The organism is Wolbachia endosymbiont of Rhagoletis cingulata, assembly GCF_048537655.1.
Lineage (GTDB): Bacteria > Pseudomonadota > Alphaproteobacteria > Rickettsiales > Anaplasmataceae > Wolbachia > Wolbachia pipientis.
In genome coordinates, this window is the sequence record NZ_CP175927.1 from 46201 (window position 1) to 68002 (window position 21802).

16 protein-coding genes, 1 tRNA gene and 5 pseudogenes are annotated in these 21802 nt (G+C 36.1%); 9 read left to right on the forward strand and 13 right to left on the reverse strand.

Annotation, left to right across the window (positions count from 1 at the left end; translation table 11 throughout):
• Nucleotides 1–20: 20 nt before the first annotated feature.
• From ACJZL3_RS00190 to ACJZL3_RS00230, 9 genes and pseudogenes are all read right to left on the reverse strand, one after another.
• Nucleotides 21–98: transfer RNA gene (locus ACJZL3_RS00190), tRNA-Arg, on the reverse strand.
• A gap of 63 nt (nucleotides 99–161) precedes the next feature.
• Nucleotides 162–1109 carry a hypothetical protein gene (locus ACJZL3_RS00195; RefSeq protein WP_070356716.1) on the reverse strand — a complete coding sequence of 316 codons (948 nt, stop codon included), beginning with the start codon at nucleotides 1107–1109 and terminating at the stop codon, nucleotides 162–164.
• A gap of 214 nt (nucleotides 1110–1323) precedes the next feature.
• A pseudogene (locus ACJZL3_RS00200) lies at nucleotides 1324–1635 on the reverse strand (Rpn family recombination-promoting nuclease/putative transposase); the annotation flags it as partial.
• 155 nt (nucleotides 1636–1790) lie between these two features.
• Complete coding sequence (locus ACJZL3_RS00205) at nucleotides 1791–3584, reverse strand: reverse transcriptase/maturase family protein (protein ID WP_253309139.1); 1794 nt, start codon at nucleotides 3582–3584, stop codon at nucleotides 1791–1793.
• Between the two features lie 570 nt (nucleotides 3585–4154).
• Nucleotides 4155–5180, reverse strand: a complete 1026-nt coding sequence (locus ACJZL3_RS00210) for a group II intron maturase-specific domain-containing protein (RefSeq protein ID WP_197907114.1) — start codon at nucleotides 5178–5180, stop codon at nucleotides 4155–4157.
• Nucleotides 5126–5902, reverse strand: coding sequence for a reverse transcriptase N-terminal domain-containing protein (locus ACJZL3_RS00215; RefSeq protein WP_213863355.1), 777 nt, complete (start codon nucleotides 5900–5902; stop codon nucleotides 5126–5128). The genes ACJZL3_RS00210 and ACJZL3_RS00215 overlap by 55 nt, the downstream gene beginning before the upstream one ends.
• A gap of 450 nt (nucleotides 5903–6352) precedes the next feature.
• Nucleotides 6353–6655, reverse strand: a pseudogene (locus ACJZL3_RS00220) (PD-(D/E)XK nuclease family transposase); the annotation flags it as partial.
• 52 nt (nucleotides 6656–6707) lie between these two features.
• Nucleotides 6708–8087: pseudogene (locus ACJZL3_RS00225) on the reverse strand (IS4 family transposase).
• 54 nt (nucleotides 8088–8141) lie between these two features.
• Nucleotides 8142–8754: pseudogene (locus ACJZL3_RS00230) on the reverse strand (DUF6444 domain-containing protein); the annotation flags it as partial.
• Between the two features lie 424 nt (nucleotides 8755–9178).
• Between ACJZL3_RS00230 and ACJZL3_RS00235 the strand changes: the two are divergent.
• From ACJZL3_RS00235 to ACJZL3_RS00270, 8 genes are all read left to right on the forward strand, one after another.
• Nucleotides 9179–9820, forward strand: coding sequence for a protocatechuate 3,4-dioxygenase (locus tag ACJZL3_RS00235; RefSeq protein ID WP_010962336.1), 642 nt, complete (start codon nucleotides 9179–9181; stop codon nucleotides 9818–9820).
• Between the two features lie 135 nt (nucleotides 9821–9955).
• Nucleotides 9956–11419, forward strand: a complete 1464-nt coding sequence (locus tag ACJZL3_RS00240) for a leucyl aminopeptidase (RefSeq protein WP_419198788.1) — start codon at nucleotides 9956–9958, stop codon at nucleotides 11417–11419.
• Nucleotides 11420–12113: 694 nt separating this feature from the next.
• Nucleotides 12114–13301 carry an MFS transporter gene (locus ACJZL3_RS00245; protein ID WP_138264764.1) on the forward strand — a complete coding sequence of 396 codons (1188 nt, stop codon included), beginning with the start codon at nucleotides 12114–12116 and terminating at the stop codon, nucleotides 13299–13301.
• Nucleotides 13302–13361: 60 nt separating this feature from the next.
• Complete coding sequence (locus ACJZL3_RS00250) at nucleotides 13362–13667, forward strand: integration host factor subunit alpha (RefSeq protein WP_006279881.1); 306 nt, start codon at nucleotides 13362–13364, stop codon at nucleotides 13665–13667.
• Nucleotides 13667–13993 carry a MerR family transcriptional regulator gene (locus tag ACJZL3_RS00255; protein WP_006279880.1) on the forward strand — a complete coding sequence of 109 codons (327 nt, stop codon included), beginning with the start codon at nucleotides 13667–13669 and terminating at the stop codon, nucleotides 13991–13993. The genes ACJZL3_RS00250 and ACJZL3_RS00255 overlap by 1 nt, the downstream gene beginning before the upstream one ends.
• Before the next feature lie 45 nt (nucleotides 13994–14038).
• Nucleotides 14039–14635 carry a murein hydrolase activator EnvC family protein gene (locus tag ACJZL3_RS00260; RefSeq protein WP_006279879.1) on the forward strand — a complete coding sequence of 199 codons (597 nt, stop codon included), beginning with the start codon at nucleotides 14039–14041 and terminating at the stop codon, nucleotides 14633–14635.
• 12 nt (nucleotides 14636–14647) lie between these two features.
• Nucleotides 14648–17164: a leucine--tRNA ligase gene (leuS, locus tag ACJZL3_RS00265; RefSeq protein ID WP_010962340.1), complete on the forward strand. Its 2517-nt coding sequence runs from the start codon at nucleotides 14648–14650 to the stop codon at nucleotides 17162–17164.
• Between the two features lie 128 nt (nucleotides 17165–17292).
• The gene (locus ACJZL3_RS00270; protein ID WP_010962341.1) at nucleotides 17293–17928 is read left to right on the forward strand and encodes a membrane protein; all 636 of its coding nucleotides are present in this window, start codon (nucleotides 17293–17295) and stop codon (nucleotides 17926–17928) included.
• A gap of 429 nt (nucleotides 17929–18357) precedes the next feature.
• On the opposite strand, the pseudogene ACJZL3_RS00275 reads toward ACJZL3_RS00270, so the two are convergent.
• Nucleotides 18358–19460 (reverse strand): annotated as a pseudogene (locus tag ACJZL3_RS00275) (IS3 family transposase).
• Between the two features lie 136 nt (nucleotides 19461–19596).
• Between ACJZL3_RS00275 and ACJZL3_RS00280 the strand changes: the two are divergent.
• Nucleotides 19597–20304 carry a pyridoxine 5'-phosphate synthase gene (locus ACJZL3_RS00280; RefSeq protein WP_006279877.1) on the forward strand — a complete coding sequence of 236 codons (708 nt, stop codon included), beginning with the start codon at nucleotides 19597–19599 and terminating at the stop codon, nucleotides 20302–20304.
• On the opposite strand, the gene ACJZL3_RS00285 is transcribed toward ACJZL3_RS00280, so the two are convergent.
• The 3 genes from ACJZL3_RS00285 to rplM form a co-directional block, all read right to left on the reverse strand.
• The gene (locus tag ACJZL3_RS00285) at nucleotides 20297–20608 is read right to left on the reverse strand and encodes an HU family DNA-binding protein (RefSeq protein ID WP_010082594.1); all 312 of its coding nucleotides are present in this window, start codon (nucleotides 20606–20608) and stop codon (nucleotides 20297–20299) included. The genes ACJZL3_RS00280 and ACJZL3_RS00285 overlap by 8 nt on opposite strands.
• Before the next feature lie 146 nt (nucleotides 20609–20754).
• The gene (gene rpsI / locus ACJZL3_RS00290; RefSeq protein WP_006279875.1) at nucleotides 20755–21210 is read right to left on the reverse strand and encodes a 30S ribosomal protein S9; all 456 of its coding nucleotides are present in this window, start codon (nucleotides 21208–21210) and stop codon (nucleotides 20755–20757) included.
• A 10-nt stretch (nucleotides 21211–21220) separates the two neighbouring features.
• Nucleotides 21221–21679 (reverse strand): 50S ribosomal protein L13, encoded by a 459-nt coding sequence (gene rplM / locus ACJZL3_RS00295; RefSeq protein ID WP_010082596.1) that lies wholly within the window; start codon nucleotides 21677–21679, stop codon nucleotides 21221–21223.
• Nucleotides 21680–21802: the final 123 nt, after the last annotated feature.

Sequence of the window (21802 nt, forward strand, 5' to 3'; positions counted from 1 at the left end):
CTTCTGTTTCCTATAAAATGTGGTGCACCCTGAGCGACTTGAACGCCCGACCTTTTGATCCGTAGTCAAATGCTCTAATCCAACTGAGCTAAGGGTGCTTTCACAAAGTTAACTTTAGCAGGTTTTGTAGCTTGATTCAATTAATTTGGCTAAAAATAAAACTATTGATTTCTATCATACGTGAACCCCTCACAATTCTCAAACTGCCGTTTCGCATTAGAATTATCAAATTCACTACAAGGAGGAGCAGTTGGAGTAGTATTAGGATCTTGAGAAAAGTAAGGAGGTGGTGCATCATAACGAGAAGAATCTCCATAACCATGCCCTTGTCTAAGACAGCTATCTACCGCTCCTTTAGCTTTCTCGATATTTTCTAATTCTTCCTCATGCTTCATATGAAAAGCTAAACCACCAGCAAAACATACGAGAGAATTAACGCCAAGGATAGCTAAACCCCACACTGGTAAGACTGGGTAAACAGCACAAGCTACCAAAGCTGCCAAAGAAACAACGCCAACCGCAAATTCTATATTTCTGAACGTTTTAAATTTACTATCCAGGTAATCTATTTTTTCTTCTTTTCTAGCCACTTTTCTGCTGCTGTTATACCAAAAACACATACCAGCATGGAAAGCAACACACACAACTGCAGCTACTATACCCAAAGCTAATAGCTTTCTACTGTCTTCTGATTCTTTTTTATTCTCTTTTCTCCCTTGATGAGTGGTATTACCATTGTTAATATTCGTTATATTATTAACCGTAGTGTGACCACGTCCACCGAATAAAGAATCCATCCAGCATTGTAATAGCAAATAATCCCAAAAGTCTAAACCTCTATTGTGTACATGTATATGTGTAATCTGAGAGCCTGTAGGTTGTGCGTTATTCCCTGCGTTATATTGATCATTTCTGCTTCCTGTATCGTGCCTATTGCTTGAATTTGGATGTGTAAATTCTTCATACACATTTTTAAAATTCTCCTTGCTCCAAGTTAAATTCGGTGTATTATTACAATACTGTAGAAACCCTTCAATATTATTATTATTACCTAATTTCTTTATATAGGCTAACGCATACCTTTTTAAAACACTATCACTTGCTACCATAAATACCCTCTTAAGTTAAGATTAAATTAATAAATATTTATTATAACAAGATAACATCTACTTGTCAACTTGAGCCTGATTCAAGTATCCGTTCAGAGTGTGGCAGAAGAACTTATTCAAATAAAGTAGGTGGTAAAATATAAACATTTTATAAAGTGAAAAATGGACTTTTCAGACCACTGCCGAGCTAAAAAAGCCCTGAAAAACGTGATACTTAGGCCACTTCTTGCTTAAGCTGTACAATTTCAGCTTGAGAAAGGCCAGTGGATTCAGCTATTAAATTAACAGATACACCAGCTTTAAGTAAATTTTTTGCAACTTCGATTTTTCCTTTCTCTATACCTTCCTCAAGTTTGTATTCAAGAATGGCTTCTTCTTTCCGCAGATCCATTATTCTTTCTTCATATGCTACTAAATCTTTTTCATTCCAGCTAAACCTGTCTAATTCATCGTAGGCTAACTTTATTATTGGTGATTTTTCTGCTATATTCCTTAGGTCTTCATCTGTAGTTTCATCTGCATACTGTTGTCTAAGTGAAGAAGGTCGCCCCTCCTCACTCGACTTCAAAACCGTACGTGAGGTAGAGTGGGCAGCCAGCGAGTTACTTGTTAAGTACTTTTCCAACAACCCCTCTCCGAACCACGCATGATCGTTTCCGTATCACGTGGCTCTCCAATAATCTAACGTTTTAAGGAGTCACCATCATATTTTCCATATTGGATTTTCTTATGGCATTCATGACAAACAACAAGAGTCTTCCTCTGTCGTTCAATCATTCTCTTTTTCCATTTCGGTAGCTCAGTATTACGTTTACCTAGCAAATCAGCAAGTTTACGTACGTGATGTACTTCAATCTGCTCTTGTGATTTACATAATTCACAAGTTTGTGCCAATAGTCTTTGCTCTATTTCACTACGCTTATTCCATATTGGTATAAGGTTATCACTTATACTTACCCATTTATTCCATTTTAGTGACACAGCACCAAAGTGTGTAATTAATGGTATCTTTGATGGTAAACGATCTACTCTGACTTGGATGACTTTTCGTTTTTCACCTTCGTCGTTTTCAATCATTGCACCAAATTTTCTATAAATTTTCCTGCAAGTTGTTTTGTATTTAGATGCTAAAGTCTTTACTAATGATACTTCCATCACATACTTCAAATAACTTAGTGTGTGAAGGTTGTAGGCCATTTTGTAATATTGTACAATTCCTCGATATTCAGTTTGATACTGAGCAACAATACTGTAAGCTGTATCAAGTGTACGTTGAGGTAAATGTATAGGCTTTCCACAACGCATATATTCAGAACACTTTTTCTGCTTTATATGATGTGGTACACGTAACCCAATACTACCGTTAATACATCGTTGTGTCCGATGATCATGTTTATCATCTGCATGCAAGACGTGTATTTTATAACCTAAAAAATTGGCTTTGCTATCACACGCGTGTGTAATAAGCGTTTTATCTTCATTAAGCATAAGTTTGAGCTCCTCATTGAGGAATTTAGCAATCTCATTTTTAATTTGTTCAGCTTCATTTTTTGGTCCTGCAAACCCTACCAGAATATCATCAGCATACCTAACATACCAAAGACGTCGATAATTTAGATCACAAGAATCCTTAGATGGCATACCCTGCACTAATTGACGCAGTTGTTTTGCTTGATCCCAGTTCCCTTGTTTTCTCATCATCGATACTTGCATGGTTAACCTTAAATATTTTGGATTTGTCTTTCTTCGCTTACCTCGGTTATTTGCTGGTATTAGTATATGTTCCACATGTTTATCTAACCGATCGAGTAATATGTTACTCAAAATTGGACCAATAATAGAACCTTGTGGTACCCCACTATGACTCTTATTGTACTTCCAATTTTCCATATATCCTGCTTTTAGCAGTCGATTGATTAGCTGAATAAAACGGTTATCTTGGAAGCTTTCACTCAGTATTTTCAACAACATAGTATGATCAATTGAGTCATAACATGCACTGAGATCTCCCTCTATAAACCATTTTGTACCTCTGCCTTTTTGCATTACTGCTCTTAATGCAGTGTGGCATCCACGCTTTGGTCGAAATCCATGTGAACATTCACTAAATTTAGGCTCATAGTAGGCTTCCAATATTAATCGGATTACTTCTTGAAGTAACTTATTTGACCATGTTGGCAATCCTAACGGCCTGCGTTTACCACTCTTCTTTAAAATATAGATACGTTTTACTGGTGTCCACCGATATCGCTCATAGCGTAAATCCTCTATGATTTTATCGATTTTCTCCAAAGACATACCATCAACTGTTTCAGTTGTCACACCTTCTGTCATAGCACCTTTATTACGACAAAGTTTGCCATACGCTCGAAGGTAAAGATCACGCTGATAAAGTAGGCGATATACGTTTTTAACCGGCAAATTTCTTTGTCCACGTTCACGTATAATGTTAAGTATTGTTTCAGCTTTCCGCATCTTGCGTACCTCCCAATTTCAACATTCAATTATCTGTCACCCTTTGCCCTGTATGTGGCTTTCCCACGCTCCCCGGTGATTCGTTACTTTCACGACTACTACGATGACTCCGTAACCATAGAACTCGCGTTCCTTAGGTCATCCCATGTTCCGTCACTAAGAACTGTTCTAGATCAACTTAGGTTTTCCATTCATCCTCTTAAATAAGTTCACTACTTATCGTTCTACAGCCAGAATGTCACACAAACGAAAGTTTAATCTGTGCTTACCGTAGACATGGGGTTTTAAATGCGATACCCATGGATGTGAAGTCCCACCCCTGAAGATTAGAATTCAAGCAGTTTAGCTTTAACCATATTGATCAGGTGTTGCAAGCCGTTATCTTACACATCTTCAGATAACTCTCGCTTTACATACATGCTCTTGTCCTCCTTCCCTTTCGGGTTAAAGTTAGTTGTTCACCTCGAGGCCATTTATTCTGAACCCCGCTTAGCTCTGCTAAGTATTTCTTAATGCGTACCACGGCGCACACTTTGCGCCTCATACGGCTTCTCTCTAATTTGGTGCTTGTCATGCACACCTCCTGTGTAATTCATCGTGACAATGCCCATGTAACAAAGATAAATTTTTGATCATATTGTTTCGTCTATTCCGGTCTTTATGATGTATTTCTATTATATCATCACTTTCAAACCATAGTCTACAATTACCGCATTTACTTTGTTGTAACTTCAATAGTTTTATTACTCTCGATGGCTTATCTGGTATTTCTCTAAGACGATTACCCCAATATACCCAATCACCATCATATGGAGATCTGGTTTTTTGCACTTTGATATGTCGTTTAATAACATGATCGCTGTGTATAATAAGATGTATCTTGTTACTTGTCATAAAACGCCAGTTATCGTTATTATACTTTTTAAAGTATTTTCTTTTTATCCAGCATTTCCCTTTGTTTGGGTGCCTAAAGACTGCCCACTTCCAGAGCTTTCTATGTATAGTATTATCCAATGAGCTAAAGATTTTACATGAAACTACCGAAGAGTAATATTGACTCCATCCTCTGTTTATTGGATTGAGATTCCTTATTATTACTTCCTGTGGCGCCCCACGCATTTCTCTAAGTTTATGTTTAATAGCAAATGTATGCTGCTTTATAGAATTACGACTTGGTTTTATTAATAATGTGTAACCTTTTTTACTTTCTTTTGTTGGATATTGTCTTATTGAAAATCCAAGAAAATCAAATCCTGGTTTTGTTTCGTCAATGGTTCTTAATGTATGAGAAATTCTTGTTTTAGAGGGCTTTAATTTTAGTCCAATGGTTTCTAACCATTCTTCAACTAAAATTTTTGCTTTAAGAATAATCTCTTCGTTTTCATGTATGATGACAAAATCATCACAGTAGAAAATTACACTAATAGACTTTTGCGCGTTTTTATGCGATATCCTACCATATTTTCTTTTCATGCATTGAAAGAGTTCGTTTGTTAATGCTTTTTTGACATGTTGCTCTAATCCGTGTAATGCAACACAAGCTAGCAACGGTGCCTCCTTGAATTGTACCACGTTTTGTGGATTGAAGCTTTCCATCTTCCATAACACCCGCTTCTAACCATCCTCTTATGATTTTCTTTAACGCTGGTGTGGTTTTCAAGCAGTTTATTATGGTTAATATTGTCAAAGCATCCAGAAATATCAGCATCTAATACATATGCTGTTTTCTGTTTTAGCACATTAAATATGGCTTCAATTGCATCATGACATGATCTACCAGGTCTAAAACCATAAGTGTTTGGCTCAAGTTTTGCCTCCCATTCTGGTTCCAACACCATTTTTACAAGTGTTTGTTTTGCTCGACACGATATAGTTGGTATACCAAGCGGGCGATATTCCGATGGCTTACCAGGTTTTGGGATCCAGACACGTCTTGATGGCTTTGCTTTCTCTCTTATATCTAAGGAGTTTGCCAATTGCAATCTTTCTTTTTGACTAAGGTTAGCTTTTCCATCAATACCTGCAGTTTTTTTCCCTCTGTTGTCCTGAGTTACCCTTCTAACTGCGATCGTTCTTGCACTTGTTGATTTGAGTAATAATCTCTGAAGGTTGTGCATCTTTTTGATATCATTACATTTAGAGGCTTGGTAAATTCGTTTTTGTAGCTTAAATGAAGATTTCTTCAGCTTTCGCCAAGGAATTCCATTCCATTCATACCTAGCTTTTTGCTGGTCCATAACATATTCACTACTATTCACCACTTTACCTTCCAAATTAAAGTGTTTACGTCTGCATATCCCAGATATTACTTTGGGCATTAGCTTCTTAAACAATCCTTCCACATAGCGGCTTGTGGTTGGCTACCTACTTATATTTAATGAATATAAGAGCTTTTATGTGGTTACTCCGTTCCATAGCTTCGTTTCACGTTAAACTTAGATTCCTACTATTTGCCGGAAGCTGGGAACATCAATAACTAAAGTCTTCAATCTTTAGTTCCCCTTTTGCTTCGTACCATTTTGGTCTATGCGTAGTTCAACCTCTTTTCGCATACTATGCTTTGACGACAATTCAAACATAGGTTCCTCTCGTAATCATATCTAACTCTGTTTGCAGGGATTCACCATGAGGTTTAGTGTTACCTGCTTTTATCTCATGCTTGCATCCCAAAGGTTGCCATCCTTTGAAATGTGAGACATACATTATCCCCGATGTCTAGGGAAGATGGAATTTAACCATCACAAAACCACGGCTTTCCGGGTCGCACTGAAGAAAAATAACCAACGATCCACTATGCTTTCTAGCTGTTCTTCCTTATTCTTAGGAAATTTAGGTAGTTCAATAAATACAAATTGAAAATCTTTTAAGTCATGCTCATAGGTTTTCTCATCTCTTATAGTGTGGCTGGATATATAATCAAGCTTATCAGGAAATAAATTACAATTAGAGATAGCAATAAAGAAAACCTTCTTTAAATCAATGTACTTACCAGATTTATCAGCTTGCCTTGAGTAAGCCTTAGCAGCATATAGTTGAGCTCGTTTCTCAAAACCTTTATCACGAGCAAACTGGTCAGGTAAGGAAGCAGTATTACTACTACTCCCTCCCTTAGAAACCTTACTATTACCCACAAATATGAGGTTCATGAGCAAGTCTCCATCCTTCTGCTAGATCAAAGAGACGTCTCCACCCTTTCCAAAGAGTAATTGGTCCTGGTTTTGGGTCGCTTTTTCTTGCTAAATGACCTCCAAGTTCACGAAACGGCTTCTTTTATAGTAGGAGCTATATTTGGACATGGTTTCCTGTGTATTTTAACATATAAAACTTTCCATTCTTCCTCAGCTAATAAGGCAGTACATAGTAATGTTGGGTTAGTTCTTGCAATTGATGTAATAAAGAAAATTCTCCAAGCAATAATGCTCATGACTGTTAAATACCTCATTAATCTTTCTGCTGTTCCAAGTCTACATTCCTCAACTTTGAGACCAGATTTTAAAATCTTATGCAATATCTCTATTTTCCATCTCAAACAATACCAACTAACTTTTTCAACAGCTTCTTCAAAAGTACTGACCGGAAAAAAGCATCCACTCTAGAGGACTTGCTTCGGGAGGAGAGTTTTTTTCAACAACATGAATTGCGTGAAGTTGTAGACTCTGTCGGTTTATATTTTATGTGACCTTCTTTACATTTTATATGGCCTTCATGTGATAAATTTTCCGAATCTAATTTCTAAAAACGCTGTCCTTTTTTGCTTGTTATCTCTAGCAGGGATTTCAACTTCTACTTTTCCAGCGCAAGGGAGGCCTTGGATAAATGACCATAATTTTTGCTTGTTCCTGGTATGCATGAATTTTTTATTTACATTTCTGTTGTGGCGAGCTCTTACTAAAATTGCTGAGTTAAGATTATGTGCAAGTTCAAAAAAATCATGCATATCTGCTTCTCTGTCACATACAGTTATAGCTTCGGTTTGGGCCAGATCTATAATATTATTTGTTTTCTTTAAACTTTCTAGCCATTTCATACTTTCTTTATCCTCAATATGAACGTTGTTACGATGGCTCTTTAGTCTTTTTTCTTCTTCAGAAATGAGTTGCCTCGAGTAAATCTTTTGATCCAGTATTCCCAGCTTCCGTACTAACAGCAAGGGCTGTATGCATTACTGCTCCTTTTCCAGCAATAGTTCCCAATCCGCTTATGGCTTGAGTATGAAATATAAGTTGTATCTTGAATCACAAGAATTCTTTTATGAGCTTTTGTTCTTTCAACTGTTTTATCAATGTGTGAAGCTAGAATATCGACTTCTTTTACGTTCTCATTTTGAAAAAAACGTTATGCTGCTTTTGCTTCTGACCAACTTCCGCATGCCTCATTAATTGAGCTTTCAGGTAAACTTATCAAACTATCAGCAATCTTTACTAATCGGTCAGTTAATCTTTTATCTCCAAGTACAGCATCTCCAAATTCATTTTTAGCCCATTCATTACTCTCGTTTGCCATTTTTATACCCTCAATATTTGCAAACTTTAATATTGTAATACTTTATTTATAAGTACATTTATATTTGTGGGTAATAGTAAGATTTGATATGCTGCCAACACTTATGTTCAAATTAAAAATGTCATTTATGATACTAGCCACTTCACGCTTTGAGTTTTTGTAAAATCCGCTGAGTGCTGCAATTATAGACTTAACCCTTGGACCAAATGTATCTGGCGTAACACCTTCTGGTAACTTGCTACTTTTTCTTTTTCTGCATCTCCAACAACGACCATGTTCCAATTACTACATAAGGCCTAATTTCCGGAAGATCAACTTTTTGGTGAACATAAGGTTTTTCGCATATTACAAGCTCTCCTCCGCATTCGCAAATATTAGGCAACTCTATTTTTACTACTTTATCCGCTTCCATTGTGGCATGAAAATTTCCTTTATGCCCAACCTGATCGCCAACATTCCTTTCGCTTTTTGGCTTGTCCTTTTTTGTTTTGTACAATTCTTTAGAGCTCGGTAGAGATGAATTTTTCGAGTTTAAACCAAGCCTTTCCTTTAATTCAGCGTTCTCTATCTTTAAAGCTTTATTTTCTGCTTTTAAGTTTTCTATCTCTGCTTTCAGTTTTTCTATTTTTTGCTGTAAATTTTTGCAAAGTTCTAAAAGGTTTACCACATTACCTCACTTTTGCTCTATGATTATCTTTATTATCTTGCTTTGTCTACCTTATTCTACCACTCCGCTGAACGGATACAATTTACTAAACAGAAAAAAAGGCAAAAGAAACCCTAGGGTAGCTAGTTATTCACTATCCATTTTTTAAGTTGGCGTTTTTTAATGTTTTAAATAGCGCGTTTCAGCTTGTGTAGGTAAAAACCTAGAAATATTGTGAAGACATAAGGTGCACATAGTGCAAAAAATTAAAAATAAGACGCCAACTACGTTGTTTTCTTGCTGTTTAATCTGCACAGATGAAGATAACTGAATACCTTCAGTTTCATGATAAGGGGGCTGGCGAAGGGTGTCAAGCAAGTTTTTTCGTTTCTATTTCCAATAAAAGTTTGTTATATGGTTATGCAAGAAGTCTATTATAAATGAAATGAATGTGAAAAATATCTTGTTAGCACTTTTAGTACAAATGATATTCAGTTTGCCGCTATTTGCAGCTGATCCTGTTTTGCTCAACTGCATTAAAACTCCGGAAATATATGACCTTGATGCAAGGCCAAAAAATTTTAGCTCTTCAAACAATTTAAGAAGGAAACCTGGTTCTCCAAATAGTGCAATAGGGGAATTAATACACATAGTGGGTAGAATTACTGATATAAACTGCTTACCAATACAAAATGCTGTAGTTTCTATATGGCACGCGAATTCACGCGGCGTGAACCATTACGATAAGAATATAGAGGATGATCTGAATTTTGCTGGATCAGGAAGGTTTGTAGTGAATAATCTTGGCTATTATAATTTTATTACGATAGCACCTGGTAAAATTGGTGATAGAGCTCCACATATCAACTTTCTAGTTCAACATCCGGATTTTCCAGAATTCACAACGCAAATGTTTTTTGCTGACCATAATTGCGATAATTGCGCTGATCCTGTTCTTGAAGATTTTGTTAGTAATGGGCTTGCAAGCCTTCTCATAACACCATTTACTTACAGTGATCAGGTCATAAAAACCTATACGTTTAACATTACCTTGGGCGGATATAATAAGTTCTCTAATAAAAGATAAAAAACCTTGCATGTAAGGGAGTCCATAGTAAACTTAAGTGTTATTGTACTTAGGATGTATATGAAAAATATCTTACTGATGTTTTTGCTATGTTTTATGTACAGTTTACAATTATTTGCAACGGAGATACCAGCAATGAAAATAACAATTTCTAAAATTTCGCCCGATTTTAAAACAATAGTAATGGGTTTATTTGAAGACAACGAAACCGTAAATGATGGCGGAGTTTTGCAAGGAAAACAGGTCATAGATAATATAAAGCAATTTAGCGATTTCAATGGAAGTTTTGGTGAATTTTTCTCTACTGCTTTGCCAGAAGAAAAAAATGTTATAGTTGTTGGACTGGGTAAGAAGGATGAATGGAATGAAAATAAAGAATTAAATATTGGTGGTAAAATATATTGTGAGCTAAGCAGATTAAAAATTAAAAAAGCAGCGGTTTTAATCGAAGGTAGTGCAGCAAATGTTGCATATGGTGCGTTTCTGCGTAGTTTTAAGTTTGATAAGTATAAAACTAAAAAGGATGAGAAAATTACAGAGGTAGAGGAGATTACCGTATTAGTAAAAGATGAACAATTAAGTAATGCTGAAAGATCATTTGAGCACTTAAGGCAAGAAGGTGAGAGTATATTCCTTGCGCGCTCTTTTATAACAGAGCCTCCTAACATTCTATATCCAGAATCCTATGCTGATCATATAAAAAAAGAACTTACTAAGCTTGGCCTTGAAATCGAGGTGCTTGATAAAAAGCAGATGGAAGAGAAAAAAATGGGAGCCTTGCTTGGAGTTGCACAAGGAAGTAGTAAAGAACCAAAATTAGTAGTGATAAAATGGAATGGAGCTTCTAAAGAACAAAAGCCTATAGCTTTTGTTGGTAAAGGTATAACGTTTGACACTGGTGGAGTATCACTCAAACCTTCACGTGGTATGGAGTCAATGAAATATGACATGGCAGGCTCTGCTACTGTGGTTGGGGTGATGCATGCTTTAGCAGGACGAAAAGCAAAAGTAAATGCGATCGGTGTGGTCGCACTTGCAGAAAATGCAGTGGGTGGTAATGCTCAAAGACCAAGTGATCTAGTAACTTCAATGTCTGGACAAACAATAGAAGTGTTGAACACCGATGCAGAAGGAAGGCTCATACTTGCAGATGCTTTATGGTATACGCAAGATAGATTCTCACCAAAATTTATGATTGATCTTGCAACTTTAACTGGTGCTATAGTGGTTGCACTTGGAAATAACGAATATGCTGGTCTTTTTTCAAATAATGATGAATTAGCAAACCGTCTGATTGATGCAGGAAATGAAGTAAATGAGAAGTTATGGCGTTTTCCTATGAATGAAACTTATGACAAAATTATTGATTCACCGATTGCTGATGTTCAAAACATCGCTCCTGCAGGCTCTGGTGGAGATAGCATAATGGCTGCACAGTTTTTACAGCGTTTTGTGAATGAAACTTGCTGGGCACATTTAGATATCGCAGGCACTGCTTGGCACGAGAAAGGTACTGACATTTGTCCAAGAGGAGCAGTAGGTTTTGGTGTAAGGTTACTTAATAAGTTGGTTGAGAAGTACTACGAAGCCAATGATTAAAGGTCTTTATACTGGATTTATGGCTTAGCTACATGAACGTTTATTTTCGAGGCGCAGCAAATGAAAGTAGCTGATACATATTTCTTTTTTTCTGGATTCCAGTGTCAGCTACTTTCATGACACCCTGACAACCGTCATCCCGCTACTTGTTAGCGGCTGAGATACCGCGAATGAATCGCGGTATGACGGTTCGTGGCGGCGTGACGATAAGCTCGTCATCCCGCTGCTTGTTAGCGGGATCTAGAGATACCGCGGCGGTATGACGTAGGACTGCTGTCATCCCAGTGCTCCTTTTTTTGTCATCCAAGTAGCCTCCTATGGTGTCATCCCAGTGCCCAGACACTGGGATCCAGTTGAGCTATTTCAACAAAAATACTGCATTTTGAGATGAACGTTTATTTTCACCAGATTATTTACAAGTATAACAATTAAAGTCTGGATTCCAGTGTCAAGCACTGGAATGACACCGTCTTGGATGGAAACCAGTGTTGGCTACTCGGATGACATCATAGGGGCGCTGGGATGACACCCTGACAATCGTCATCCCGCTGCTTGTTAGCGGCTAAGAGATACCGCGGCGGCATGACGTAGGGAAACCGTTTTTTGGGTTAGCTATAACAGTAGTCAGGAAACAATAGCTTAAAAAGAGACTTAGTGTTAAATTTCTAATAGATTACTTATAAAAATAAATCTTATGGAAAGCAGAGCTAAGGCTTGGTTCATTTGGCTGATTAGTAACTTGGTTGTTATATTCAGCAACATGCAGATAATTTATACCTTTATAAGTGTAAATCTCGAAAAGGAACTTGGACTTACAATCGCGCAAGTTGCACTGGCTAATTCAGCATATACTTGGACTTTCGCCATCTTACAATTTTTTAGTGGAGCAACGTTTAATGTTTTTTCCAGTAAAAAAATTTATTTTTTCTCGTTATCAACTATGATCTTGGGGTTTTTTGTCCTTATTAATAGTGACAATTTCTCCCATTTGATTTTGTCTCAAGTGTTGATTGCAACTGGAGCATCATTTGGTTTTATTGGTGCTGCTCACACAAGTAGCATATGTTTTTCCGCTGCCCAATTTGGACTAATGTTTTCACTAGTGCAGACAATTTCAAGCCTTTCTGCTTTGGTAATTCAAATACTGTTCTCTAACTTGCTTGCCGAAGATGCATATTGGAAAAATCTGATTGTATGCATAATACTATTTGGTGTGTTGATATTTGTACTTACGCTTTTTTGTCCAAACACACTTCCAGAAAGCAGCTCAGAAAAGCGCACAATAAAAAGCTCTATGAAGACAGTAATGTGCTCTATATTAACAGTGCTAAAATTAAGAGATATCTGGATAACTTCAGTGGTGGGTGCTATTACTTTTGGAACATTTTTAGCACTTAATACCTTGTGGGCTCCAAGGTTACTGGGCAACTCAGAACTCAATGCAATGGAGTCAGGTATAGCAACTGCAATACTATGGCTTGGTCTTGCAGTTGGTGCTCCAATTGCAGATCGAATCTCAAACTTATTTAAAAATAGGAAACATGTAATTTCTGCTTTTGCTTTATTGCAAGGCGTCTCAATTATTATTTTACTATACAGCCATTTAACAGTCCACGTTGTGTACTTTTGTATGTTAATGTTCGGGTTTTTTGCGGGAGGACATATGCTTAATTTTACTGTCGGCAGCGAGATTGTGAAACGAAAATACATCAGCACATCATCATCCATTATCAATGGATTTATGTTTATTGGCAGTGGAGTTATAGTGTCAATGTTAGCACTTTTTACAGATCATAAAATGGAACTTTTTGCAATATTTGCGATATTGATAGTTGCCGGTATTTTAAATTATGCAACAAAAGAGACATACTCTAAAAAATAAAGTAGCTGAATCTCGAGTCGATTGCTATATTATATTTACGTATTGTAATATTTATCAATAATGGATCACGTTACAACAAAAGACACAACAGTAACTAAGGCAACGATAGCTGGAGATATAAACCAAGAAATAGGATTATCAAAGGAAGACTCTGTTTCGATAATAGATGATATATTGGACGAAATAAAGACAAGCTTGGTAAAGGATGGAATAGTAAAAATATCGTCATTTGGAACATTCTTGGTTAAGAAAAAGAAGGAAAGACCAGGAAATATACCAAATACATCGGAGAAAGTGATGATTCAGGCAAGAAATTCAGTTTCTTTTAGGCCTTCAAAAATTATAAAAAAATCAATCAATAATTAATGAACAAGGAAAAATTATTTTATACGATTGGGGAAGTAGCTGAAGAGCTACATTTGGAACAGCATGTTTTGAGATTTTGGGAAGGTCAATTTCATCAAATTAAGCCTACAAAGCGTAAAGGAAGAAGGCTATATGATCGCAAGTGTATAGAGGCCATAAAGAAAGTAAAATACATGCTATATGATAAAGGATATACAATAAAAGGAGTGCAAAAAGAATTTGGTAATGATATAAAAGTCACAAAGAATTTGTTGCAAGAACTCACCGATTTGAGGGACTATTTAACTAGTAAAATAAATAACGAGGAAAGTAACAAGCAGGCGTGAAACACTACGTCTCGCTAAAATTTTGGAGTTTTGTGAGAGTTTAAAATGTGGCATATAGCCTCATTTCTTATGTTATTAGCAATATTAATAGGCTGTGGCCTGCAAAAACCTGCACCTGTGCTGCTTAAAGGCGAAGAATTTTACGGAAAAAGAGATCTGGAATATACAAGAGAGTACCATTTAATTAGGGAGCCTTCAGTGCAAAAAGAAAGTAGAAAAGCCATCATAAATAGGATATACAAAGATAACAATAATACACAAAATGTGGGGGTAAATTGTAAATTTGTAATGCCAGTTAAAGGTTCAGCTACCTCTTCTGATGAAATGTGTAAGGATGGCATAAAAATTGCTGCTCAAAATGGAACGAACGTAGTTTCCTCTGCACCAGGCAAAGTGATATATGTAGGCAAAGGGCTGAGATGGTATGGGAATTTAATTATAGTGGAACACAAAGATAATTACATGACTGTGTACTCCTATTTAAAAAACATACATGTTGAAATTGGCGATAAAGTAAAGCAAGGTCAAGTAATTGGATCTGCAGGTAAATCAAGCACACAAGATAAAGATCCACAGATGTGTTTCACAATACGACATAATGGCCAAGCGGTTGATCCTTTGATGCATATGAACTGTAATTGAATTTGGATTTATATGAAATATGATTTTAAAAGTGTTGAAAAATTTTATCAAGATAAATGGGATTTTTCTGTAAGCAAGAGTGGTAAACAAGAAAAGTGTTACGTGTTGGAAATGTTTCCATATCCATCTGGTAAAATTCATATGGGACACTTACGTAACTATGCAATAGGGGATGTGATAGCGCGTTACAAGAGAGCTAATGGATTTGAGGTTTTGCATCCAATTGGCTGGGATGCGTTTGGATTACCAGCTGAGAATGCAGCAAGGGATAACAATATTAGCCCCGAAACATGGACAAAAGAGAATATAGATAATATGCGTACACAGTTGAAATCTATAGGTCTTTCTTATAATTGGGAGCGTGAACTCTCCACATGTGAACCTGACTATTATAAACACGAACAAAAATTTTTCCTGGATTTTTTAAAGCATGGGCTTGCCTATCGAAAAGAGTCATGGGTTAACTGGGATCCAGTGGACCAAACAGTGCTTGCAAATGAACAGGTGGTTGATGGAAAAGGATGGCGATCAGGTGCAGTTGTTGAAAAACGTAAGTTGTCCCAATGGTTTTTAAAGATTACTGATTTCGCTGAAGATTTACTCAAGTGCCTGCAAAGTTTGAAAAATTGGCCAGAAAAAGTCAAAACAATGCAGGAGCGTTGGATAGGAAAATCTGAAGGAGCAACTATAGAGTTTGAAGTAGTTGGCCTGAATAAGAAATTAAAAGTTTTTACAACTTATCCTCATACTTTGTTTGGGGCTTCTTTTTGTGCAGTGGCAGCAGAGCATCCTATTGTGCAGGATTTAAAGAATGGTTCTTCTGTTGTCATCCCAGTGCTTGACACTGGGATCCAGGAAATAAAATCAAAAAGAGAGAACGATGAAAAAATAGGAGTTTACACCGGATTAAACGTCAAACATCCATTTCTTGATAAGGAATTGCCGCTTTACATAGCGAATTTTGTGTTGATGGAATATGGGGAAGGCGCGATTTTTGGTTGCCCTGCACATGATCAGCGTGACTTTGAATTTGCACAGAAATATAATTTGCCGATAATTCCCGTTATTTCTTCAGCCCACTTAGGTGTCATTCCAGCGCGTGACCAGAATTCTTACAATGGATCCCAGTGTCAAGCTACTCAGATGACAAAGGAGGCGTATACTGGAGACGGGACAATGTTTAACTCCGAATTCTTAAACGGATTAATGGTTAGTGAAGCAAAGGAAGCCATAGTTAAAAAATTTGAAGAAAAAAAAATAGGCAAAAAAACAATAAACTATCGTTTGCACGATTGGGGAGTTTCAAGGCAGCGTTATTGGGGATGCCCTATACCTATCATATATTGCAAAGATTGCGGAACTGTTCCAGTGCCAGAAAAAGACCTTCCTGTAGTTCTACCAATAGATGTAGAATTTACAAGTGGTGGCAATCCGCTGGATAAGCACCCAACTTGGAAATTTGTTGATTGTCCAAAGTGCGGAAAGCAAGCAGAGCGTGAAACTGATACATTCGACACCTTTTTTGAATCTTCCTGGTATTTTGCTGCATTCTGTAGTGAAGATAAATCAATAGACAAAGATGCATGTAATCGTTTTATGCCTGTTGATTATTATATAGGTGGGATAGAACATGCAATTCTGCATTTGCTTTATTCAAGATTTTTCTGCCGTGCTTTAACCAAATGTGGCTATTTTGATATTAAAGAGCCTTTCTCTACTTTAATCACTCAAGGAATGGTCTGCCATGCAACTTATAAAGACGAAAATGGTAAGTGGCTATTTCCCGCAGAAGCAAAAGAATTAATAGCGCGAGGTGCAAAAGTTCAAGTGGGCAAAGTTGAAAAAATGAGCAAATCGAAAAAGAATACAGTTGACCCAAACTTTATCATAGAAAAGTATGGTGCTGATACTGCTCGCTTGTTTGTGTTGTCCGACACTCCTCCGGAGAAAGATATGGAATGGTCCGATGATGGCGTGGAAGGTTGTTCTCGTTATGTAAATAAATTGTGGCGTATGGTCATGCAGCTAAGACCTGTAAATATACACTATGATAATGAAAATGTTACGGGTGGACTTCTAGAGTACAGAAAAAAAATTCATAAACTCTTACACGGACTTACAGATGACTTGGAAAACTGCAGATTAAACTGTGTAGTGGCAAAATTTCGTGAGATGACGAATTTAATAGCTGAAATAGACGTAAAAACTGGAAAATCTCTTATTGATGAAGGTATATGTATATTAATCAGAGTAATCGAACCATTCATACCACATCTAGCTGAAAGCCTATGGCAAGAAATAGGAGGTCAACCTTGGCCAAAAGCTGATGAATCATTATTAGTTGACGATACGGTAACTATAGCAGTGCAAATCAATGGAAAATTACGTACAACAATCAAGGTGGCAATTAACTTACCTCAAGAAGAATTGAAGAAAATAGCGATAGACTCTGTGTCCAGTAAGATCGATCAAAGCAAAGTTCGCACTGTATATGCTGTACCAAATAAGATAGTAAATATAGTTATATAAAAGACCTGAGTAGTACGTTTTATATAATCTGATTTTATGGCTATACTTTTTTTGACATGTAGTTATATCTTTTTTAATACAAAGGATATATACTTATGCATTATATATTTTTTTGTATGAGGAGTTATATGAAAATAAAGAGATTGTGCGTTTTGGCTGTGTTGCTTACTTCATCTCTAGCAGGTGCAGCTAGTAATAGTGCAAGTAAGTCAGAAGATAAGTACTATGCAGGTTTAAACTTTGGTGCTGGTTGGGGTGGTGGCTTTAAAATGAAACCTGGTGTTGTTCTTGGTTACCATTATGACCAAAACTCTAAATTTGAACTTGAGGTTCTCAGTAATATTAAGTCATTAAAGAGCATAGGAGCTAGCTTATTGGCAAACTACCGCTTCTATCCTGACCTTGATATTGATCCCGTTAAACTATATGTCAGCGGAGGTTTAGGAGGATATCTCCAAATAACACCTTTTGGCTTTGGTGTTAGTGATACAGTTGATGGTGATGGCAATAGTTCACAAGAAGAAAAAGAAAAGGAAGAAGAAACACAAGGTGCTCCAGAATCAGGTGGTGAAGCTGCTGGTTCATCTGTAGTAGATAAAATACTGAGTTCTATTTCCTATAAACTAAAGTTAGGTGTTGATTATGAAATTACTCCGCAGATAATTGGTGCAGTTGGTATGACCATGGGTGGGCAACTAAGTGGTATAAAAGCAAAACAAATACCAGATGCAACTCTAGAGATAGGGGTACGTTATAATTTTTAATGCTGCTACTTAGTTCATAAAGGTAGAGACGATGTTGAGGATGAAATAAACAGCATTAAAAAAAATCCGAAAACGTATTTTCGAATATGGTTTTGAACGCTAGCTATAGATTAGAAAAATAACAAGAAAAAGGGTAAACATACTGTAATTGCTGTTGAATGATGGAGTCCATTATTTTAGCACGAAGTAACGAATTCAGTAGAATAAGTTCTTCAAAAATAATTTAAACTTTTATTAGTAGGAGCAGTCTCATGGAATATTATAGCGATCTCACTAAAAGAAACTTTTATAAGTATCGTTGATGAGAAAGGAAAAATTGTTAAGGAAGAAGTTGTTGCAAGAGAAAGTAAGGCAATAGCTGAATTTTTTCTTGGTCAAGGCAAAAATGACCTTACCCAGAAAAAGTGGAGAGAAAGTGTGGAATGTTTTTTACAAAAAGAATGATGCATCAAATTGTTCTGGAATGCAATAGTTAATAGTGACGTTGTTTGTTATAAAAAATTTCTATGTATTCAAATATTGCAGTTCTAGTTTGTTGAGCAGAGTGTTGTGAAGTATCAATAAGTATTTCTCTTTTCAATGAGCTAAAGAAGCTTTCTGCAACAGAATTGTCGTAACAACAGCCTTTATTACTCATCTATATTCTTTACAGCTAAGAGATATTGATACCCTTGCGCAGTATATTGTGAACCTTGGTCACTGTGCAGCAGTAGATTTTTAACAGGTTTACGCCTATTAATGGCCATTAATAAAGAGTTCATAACCAATTGTTTATTTATTGCACTACTCATTAACTACCATACGTGAGAATTATTGCTGCCAAATATAGCCATCCCTCCTTGGTTTTGATGTAAGTAATCCCATACTTTATTTGGTTGATCAACAATAAAGTTTTGATCTAGTATATTGGGAGCTACAGCTCTATTATCTGTTTGTTGTTTTTTAATTTTAAACTTTCTTCTCAGTATAGCCCTGATGTCATTTTTCTGCATAATACTTTGCACCGTTTTTAAGTTGCAACTTTTACCCAAAGCCTTTAATTCAGCATGAATTTTAGGAGCTCCATATCTACATTTAGAAACTTGATATATTTTTTGAATAGCTGCGAGTAGCTCTTTATTTGCTGATTCTCTACTGCTTATTTTTCTTGTGGTCCACTTATAGTAGCCACTAGCAGAAAATCCTACATAATTCCTGTACTTTATAGCAGTTACTATACTCTTTTATAAAAAAATATTTTACTCTTTTTGACTGGCCAGGGCTTTTTTTTAAATGTCTCTTTCCCTTGTTACTTTTGCTAACTCTTTCTGTAAATCAAATCTCTCTTTGTCGTAAGGAGCCATGTTACCTCTACCTGGAAATGCATCTGCTGCCGACTTTTTTTCGTTGTGTTTCTTTATCCATTTTCCTAATAAACCACCCTTTATTCCTAAATCCTTTGCTGTTTTTGTAATTGTTTGACCTACCTTTCTTTGTTCATTTGCCAGCTTAACAGCTTCCAATTTGAACTCTGCCGTATATTCTCTTGCCATTTCTAATCCTCCAAAATTTTATTTTACCCAAAAAAACTCTTTTCTTTCTCTCCACTTTTTCTGGATAAGGTCAAACAATGACTATGCAAAAAACCTAATAACATGTATAATCTATAAATAATTTCTGAGGTAGATTGTGAAACTAGGTGTTAATATCGATCACGTTGCAACCCTCCGCAACGCACGTGGAACTTCTTATCCAGATCCATTGAAAGCAGCAGAAATAGCCATTGACGCTGGAGCAGACTTTATTACTGTACACTTACGAGAAGATAGAAGGCATATTAGAGATGAAGACGTATTTAACCTAAAAAAAAGCATTAGCACTGAGCTAAATCTTGAAATTGCAGCCACGGAAGAAATGCTTGAAATAGCAAAAAAGGTAAAACCCTATTCGATTAGTATAGTACCAGAAAAAAGAGAAGAATTAACAACCGAAGGTGGCCTGGATATCGTGAATATGCACAGTAAACTTTCTAGTATAATAGAGGAAATGCATAGCTCTAGCATAAAAGTCTCACTGTTTATCGATCCAAATATTGATCAACTAAAATATCTTGAAAAGCTAGGGACAAAACCTGACATAATAGAAATTCACACAGGGGATTACTGTGATAATCCATCAGAAAAAAAGTTACAGTTAATTACTAATGCTGCAGAGTACGTCAATAAATTAGGAATAGAATGCCACGCAGGACATGGCATAACTTATAAACACGCTAAGAAGATGACAAGAATACCTCACATCTCAGCTCTTAACATAGGCCACTATTTAATTAGCGAAGCTGTATTTTACGGCTTACACAGCGTAGTAAAAACAATGAAAATGACAATGTCTAACTAACTGCTGCTTTTTCCTTCTCATTTAAAATACTTAAAAGAGTTTGGCTTGCTTTAAATTTTACCCTTGTCTTTTTAGGAACAGTCATGATCTGACCACTTTGGGGGTTACGACATTGTTTTTCCTGACTGATAGCAGTAGAAAATGTTCCTATTCCATGCAAACGTATTTCACCTTTCCCATGCAGCTCATTCTTTATTATTTTAATAAACGCATCATGAATCTTGCTCAAATCAGATTTTGTTATATCTATATTCTGACTAGAACAATCTTCCTTTAATTGTTTTATTATATCTTCTTTACTCATAAATTACCTTAATATTGAAAAAATCACATAAATAGCATATTATGTTGACACCGATAGTCAACTAAATTCATCACAAAAATAGAGGATATCATACATTTTTGCAAATATTTGTATAATACTTACAAAAAAACACCCCTATAAAATAACTATCTCTTAGAAAATTGACACTTTTTCCGAGCTTTATGTTGACCATATTTCTTACGTTCAACAACACGTGAATCTCTAGTTAAGAACTCACCATTACGTAGTATAGAATGCAAATCTTGGCTTACACTACTTAAAGCTCTGCTTATTCCATGAGCTAGAGCACCTGCTTGACCAGATAGCCCTCCACCTTTTACAGTTGCAAATACATCGTATTTATCCAATGTGGAAGTTGCAACAAATGGCATTTTTACTATTTGGCACACTGACTCTCTTTTAAAATAAGAAATTAGATCGCCTTTTTTGTTAACACTAAATTTTCCACTCCCCGGCTTTATCCATACTCTTGCTACAGATTCTTTTCTTCGGCCTGTAGCATATAAACGACCAAGCGAATCAACTGCTGATTTAATTGTCTTTTCTGACCAATCATTGTTATTTATTGTAGAACTCTTCATTTTTACTCCATTACTTTTTATTTTTACGATTCAAAGAGGCAAAATCTATCTTTTCAGGTTGCTGTCCTTGATGCTTATGCTCTGAACCAGAATAAACATACAAATTTTCAAAGCGTCTACGTGCCATAGGCCCATCATCAAGCATCCTTTTCACTGCCATTTCTATTACACGCTCAGGAAATTTGCCATTTAAAATATTATCTGGAGTAGTTTTCTTCAAACCACCAGAATAACCTGTATGCTTATAGTAAATTTTATCTTTAAGCTTCTTTCCGGTGAAATGCACCTTTTCTGCGTTGATAATAATTACATTATCGCCACAATCCATATGAGGTGTATACTCAGGTTTATGCTTTCCACGTAATAGTGTCGCTACAAATGCTGCAAGCCTCCCTACCACTAATCCTTCTGCATCTATGACAAACCACTTTTTATTGATTTGTTTCTCCTTTAAGAAAAAAGTCTTCATTATTTGATCCAACAATAGTAAGCTATGATATACTTAATTTCTCAATAGTGTCAACAATATTAGTTATTGATTATTAAAGTAATTTATGTTAGTAATTGAGCTGCGCAACCAATATGCATAGGA

Bases quoted from the DNA above. Each gene is read 5' to 3' on its own strand.
- ACJZL3_RS00195 (WP_070356716.1), bottom strand. From the start codon at position 1,109: ATGGTAGCAAGTGATAGTGTTTTAAAAAGGTATGCGTTAGCCTATATA.
- ACJZL3_RS00205 (WP_253309139.1), bottom strand. From the start codon at position 3,584: ATGCGGAAAGCTGAAACAATACTTAACATTATACGTGAACGTGGACAA.
- ACJZL3_RS00210 (WP_197907114.1), bottom strand. From the start codon at position 5,180: ATGGAAAGCTTCAATCCACAAAACGTGGTACAATTCAAGGAGGCACCG.
- ACJZL3_RS00215 (WP_213863355.1), bottom strand. From the start codon at position 5,902: ATGCCCAAAGTAATATCTGGGATATGCAGACGTAAACACTTTAATTTG.
- ACJZL3_RS00235 (WP_010962336.1), top strand. From the start codon at position 9,179: ATGAATGTGAAAAATATCTTGTTAGCACTTTTAGTACAAATGATATTC.
- ACJZL3_RS00240 (WP_419198788.1), top strand. From the start codon at position 9,956: ATGAAAATAACAATTTCTAAAATTTCGCCCGATTTTAAAACAATAGTA.
- ACJZL3_RS00245 (WP_138264764.1), top strand. From the start codon at position 12,114: ATGGAAAGCAGAGCTAAGGCTTGGTTCATTTGGCTGATTAGTAACTTG.
- ACJZL3_RS00250 (WP_006279881.1), top strand. From the start codon at position 13,362: ATGGATCACGTTACAACAAAAGACACAACAGTAACTAAGGCAACGATA.
- ACJZL3_RS00255 (WP_006279880.1), top strand. From the start codon at position 13,667: ATGAACAAGGAAAAATTATTTTATACGATTGGGGAAGTAGCTGAAGAG.
- ACJZL3_RS00260 (WP_006279879.1), top strand. From the start codon at position 14,039: ATGTGGCATATAGCCTCATTTCTTATGTTATTAGCAATATTAATAGGC.
- leuS (WP_010962340.1), top strand. From the start codon at position 14,648: ATGAAATATGATTTTAAAAGTGTTGAAAAATTTTATCAAGATAAATGG.
- ACJZL3_RS00270 (WP_010962341.1), top strand. From the start codon at position 17,293: ATGAAAATAAAGAGATTGTGCGTTTTGGCTGTGTTGCTTACTTCATCT.
- ACJZL3_RS00285 (WP_010082594.1), bottom strand. From the start codon at position 20,608: ATGAGTAAAGAAGATATAATAAAACAATTAAAGGAAGATTGTTCTAGT.
- rpsI (WP_006279875.1), bottom strand. From the start codon at position 21,210: ATGAAGAGTTCTACAATAAATAACAATGATTGGTCAGAAAAGACAATT.
- rplM (WP_010082596.1), bottom strand. From the start codon at position 21,679: ATGAAGACTTTTTTCTTAAAGGAGAAACAAATCAATAAAAAGTGGTTT.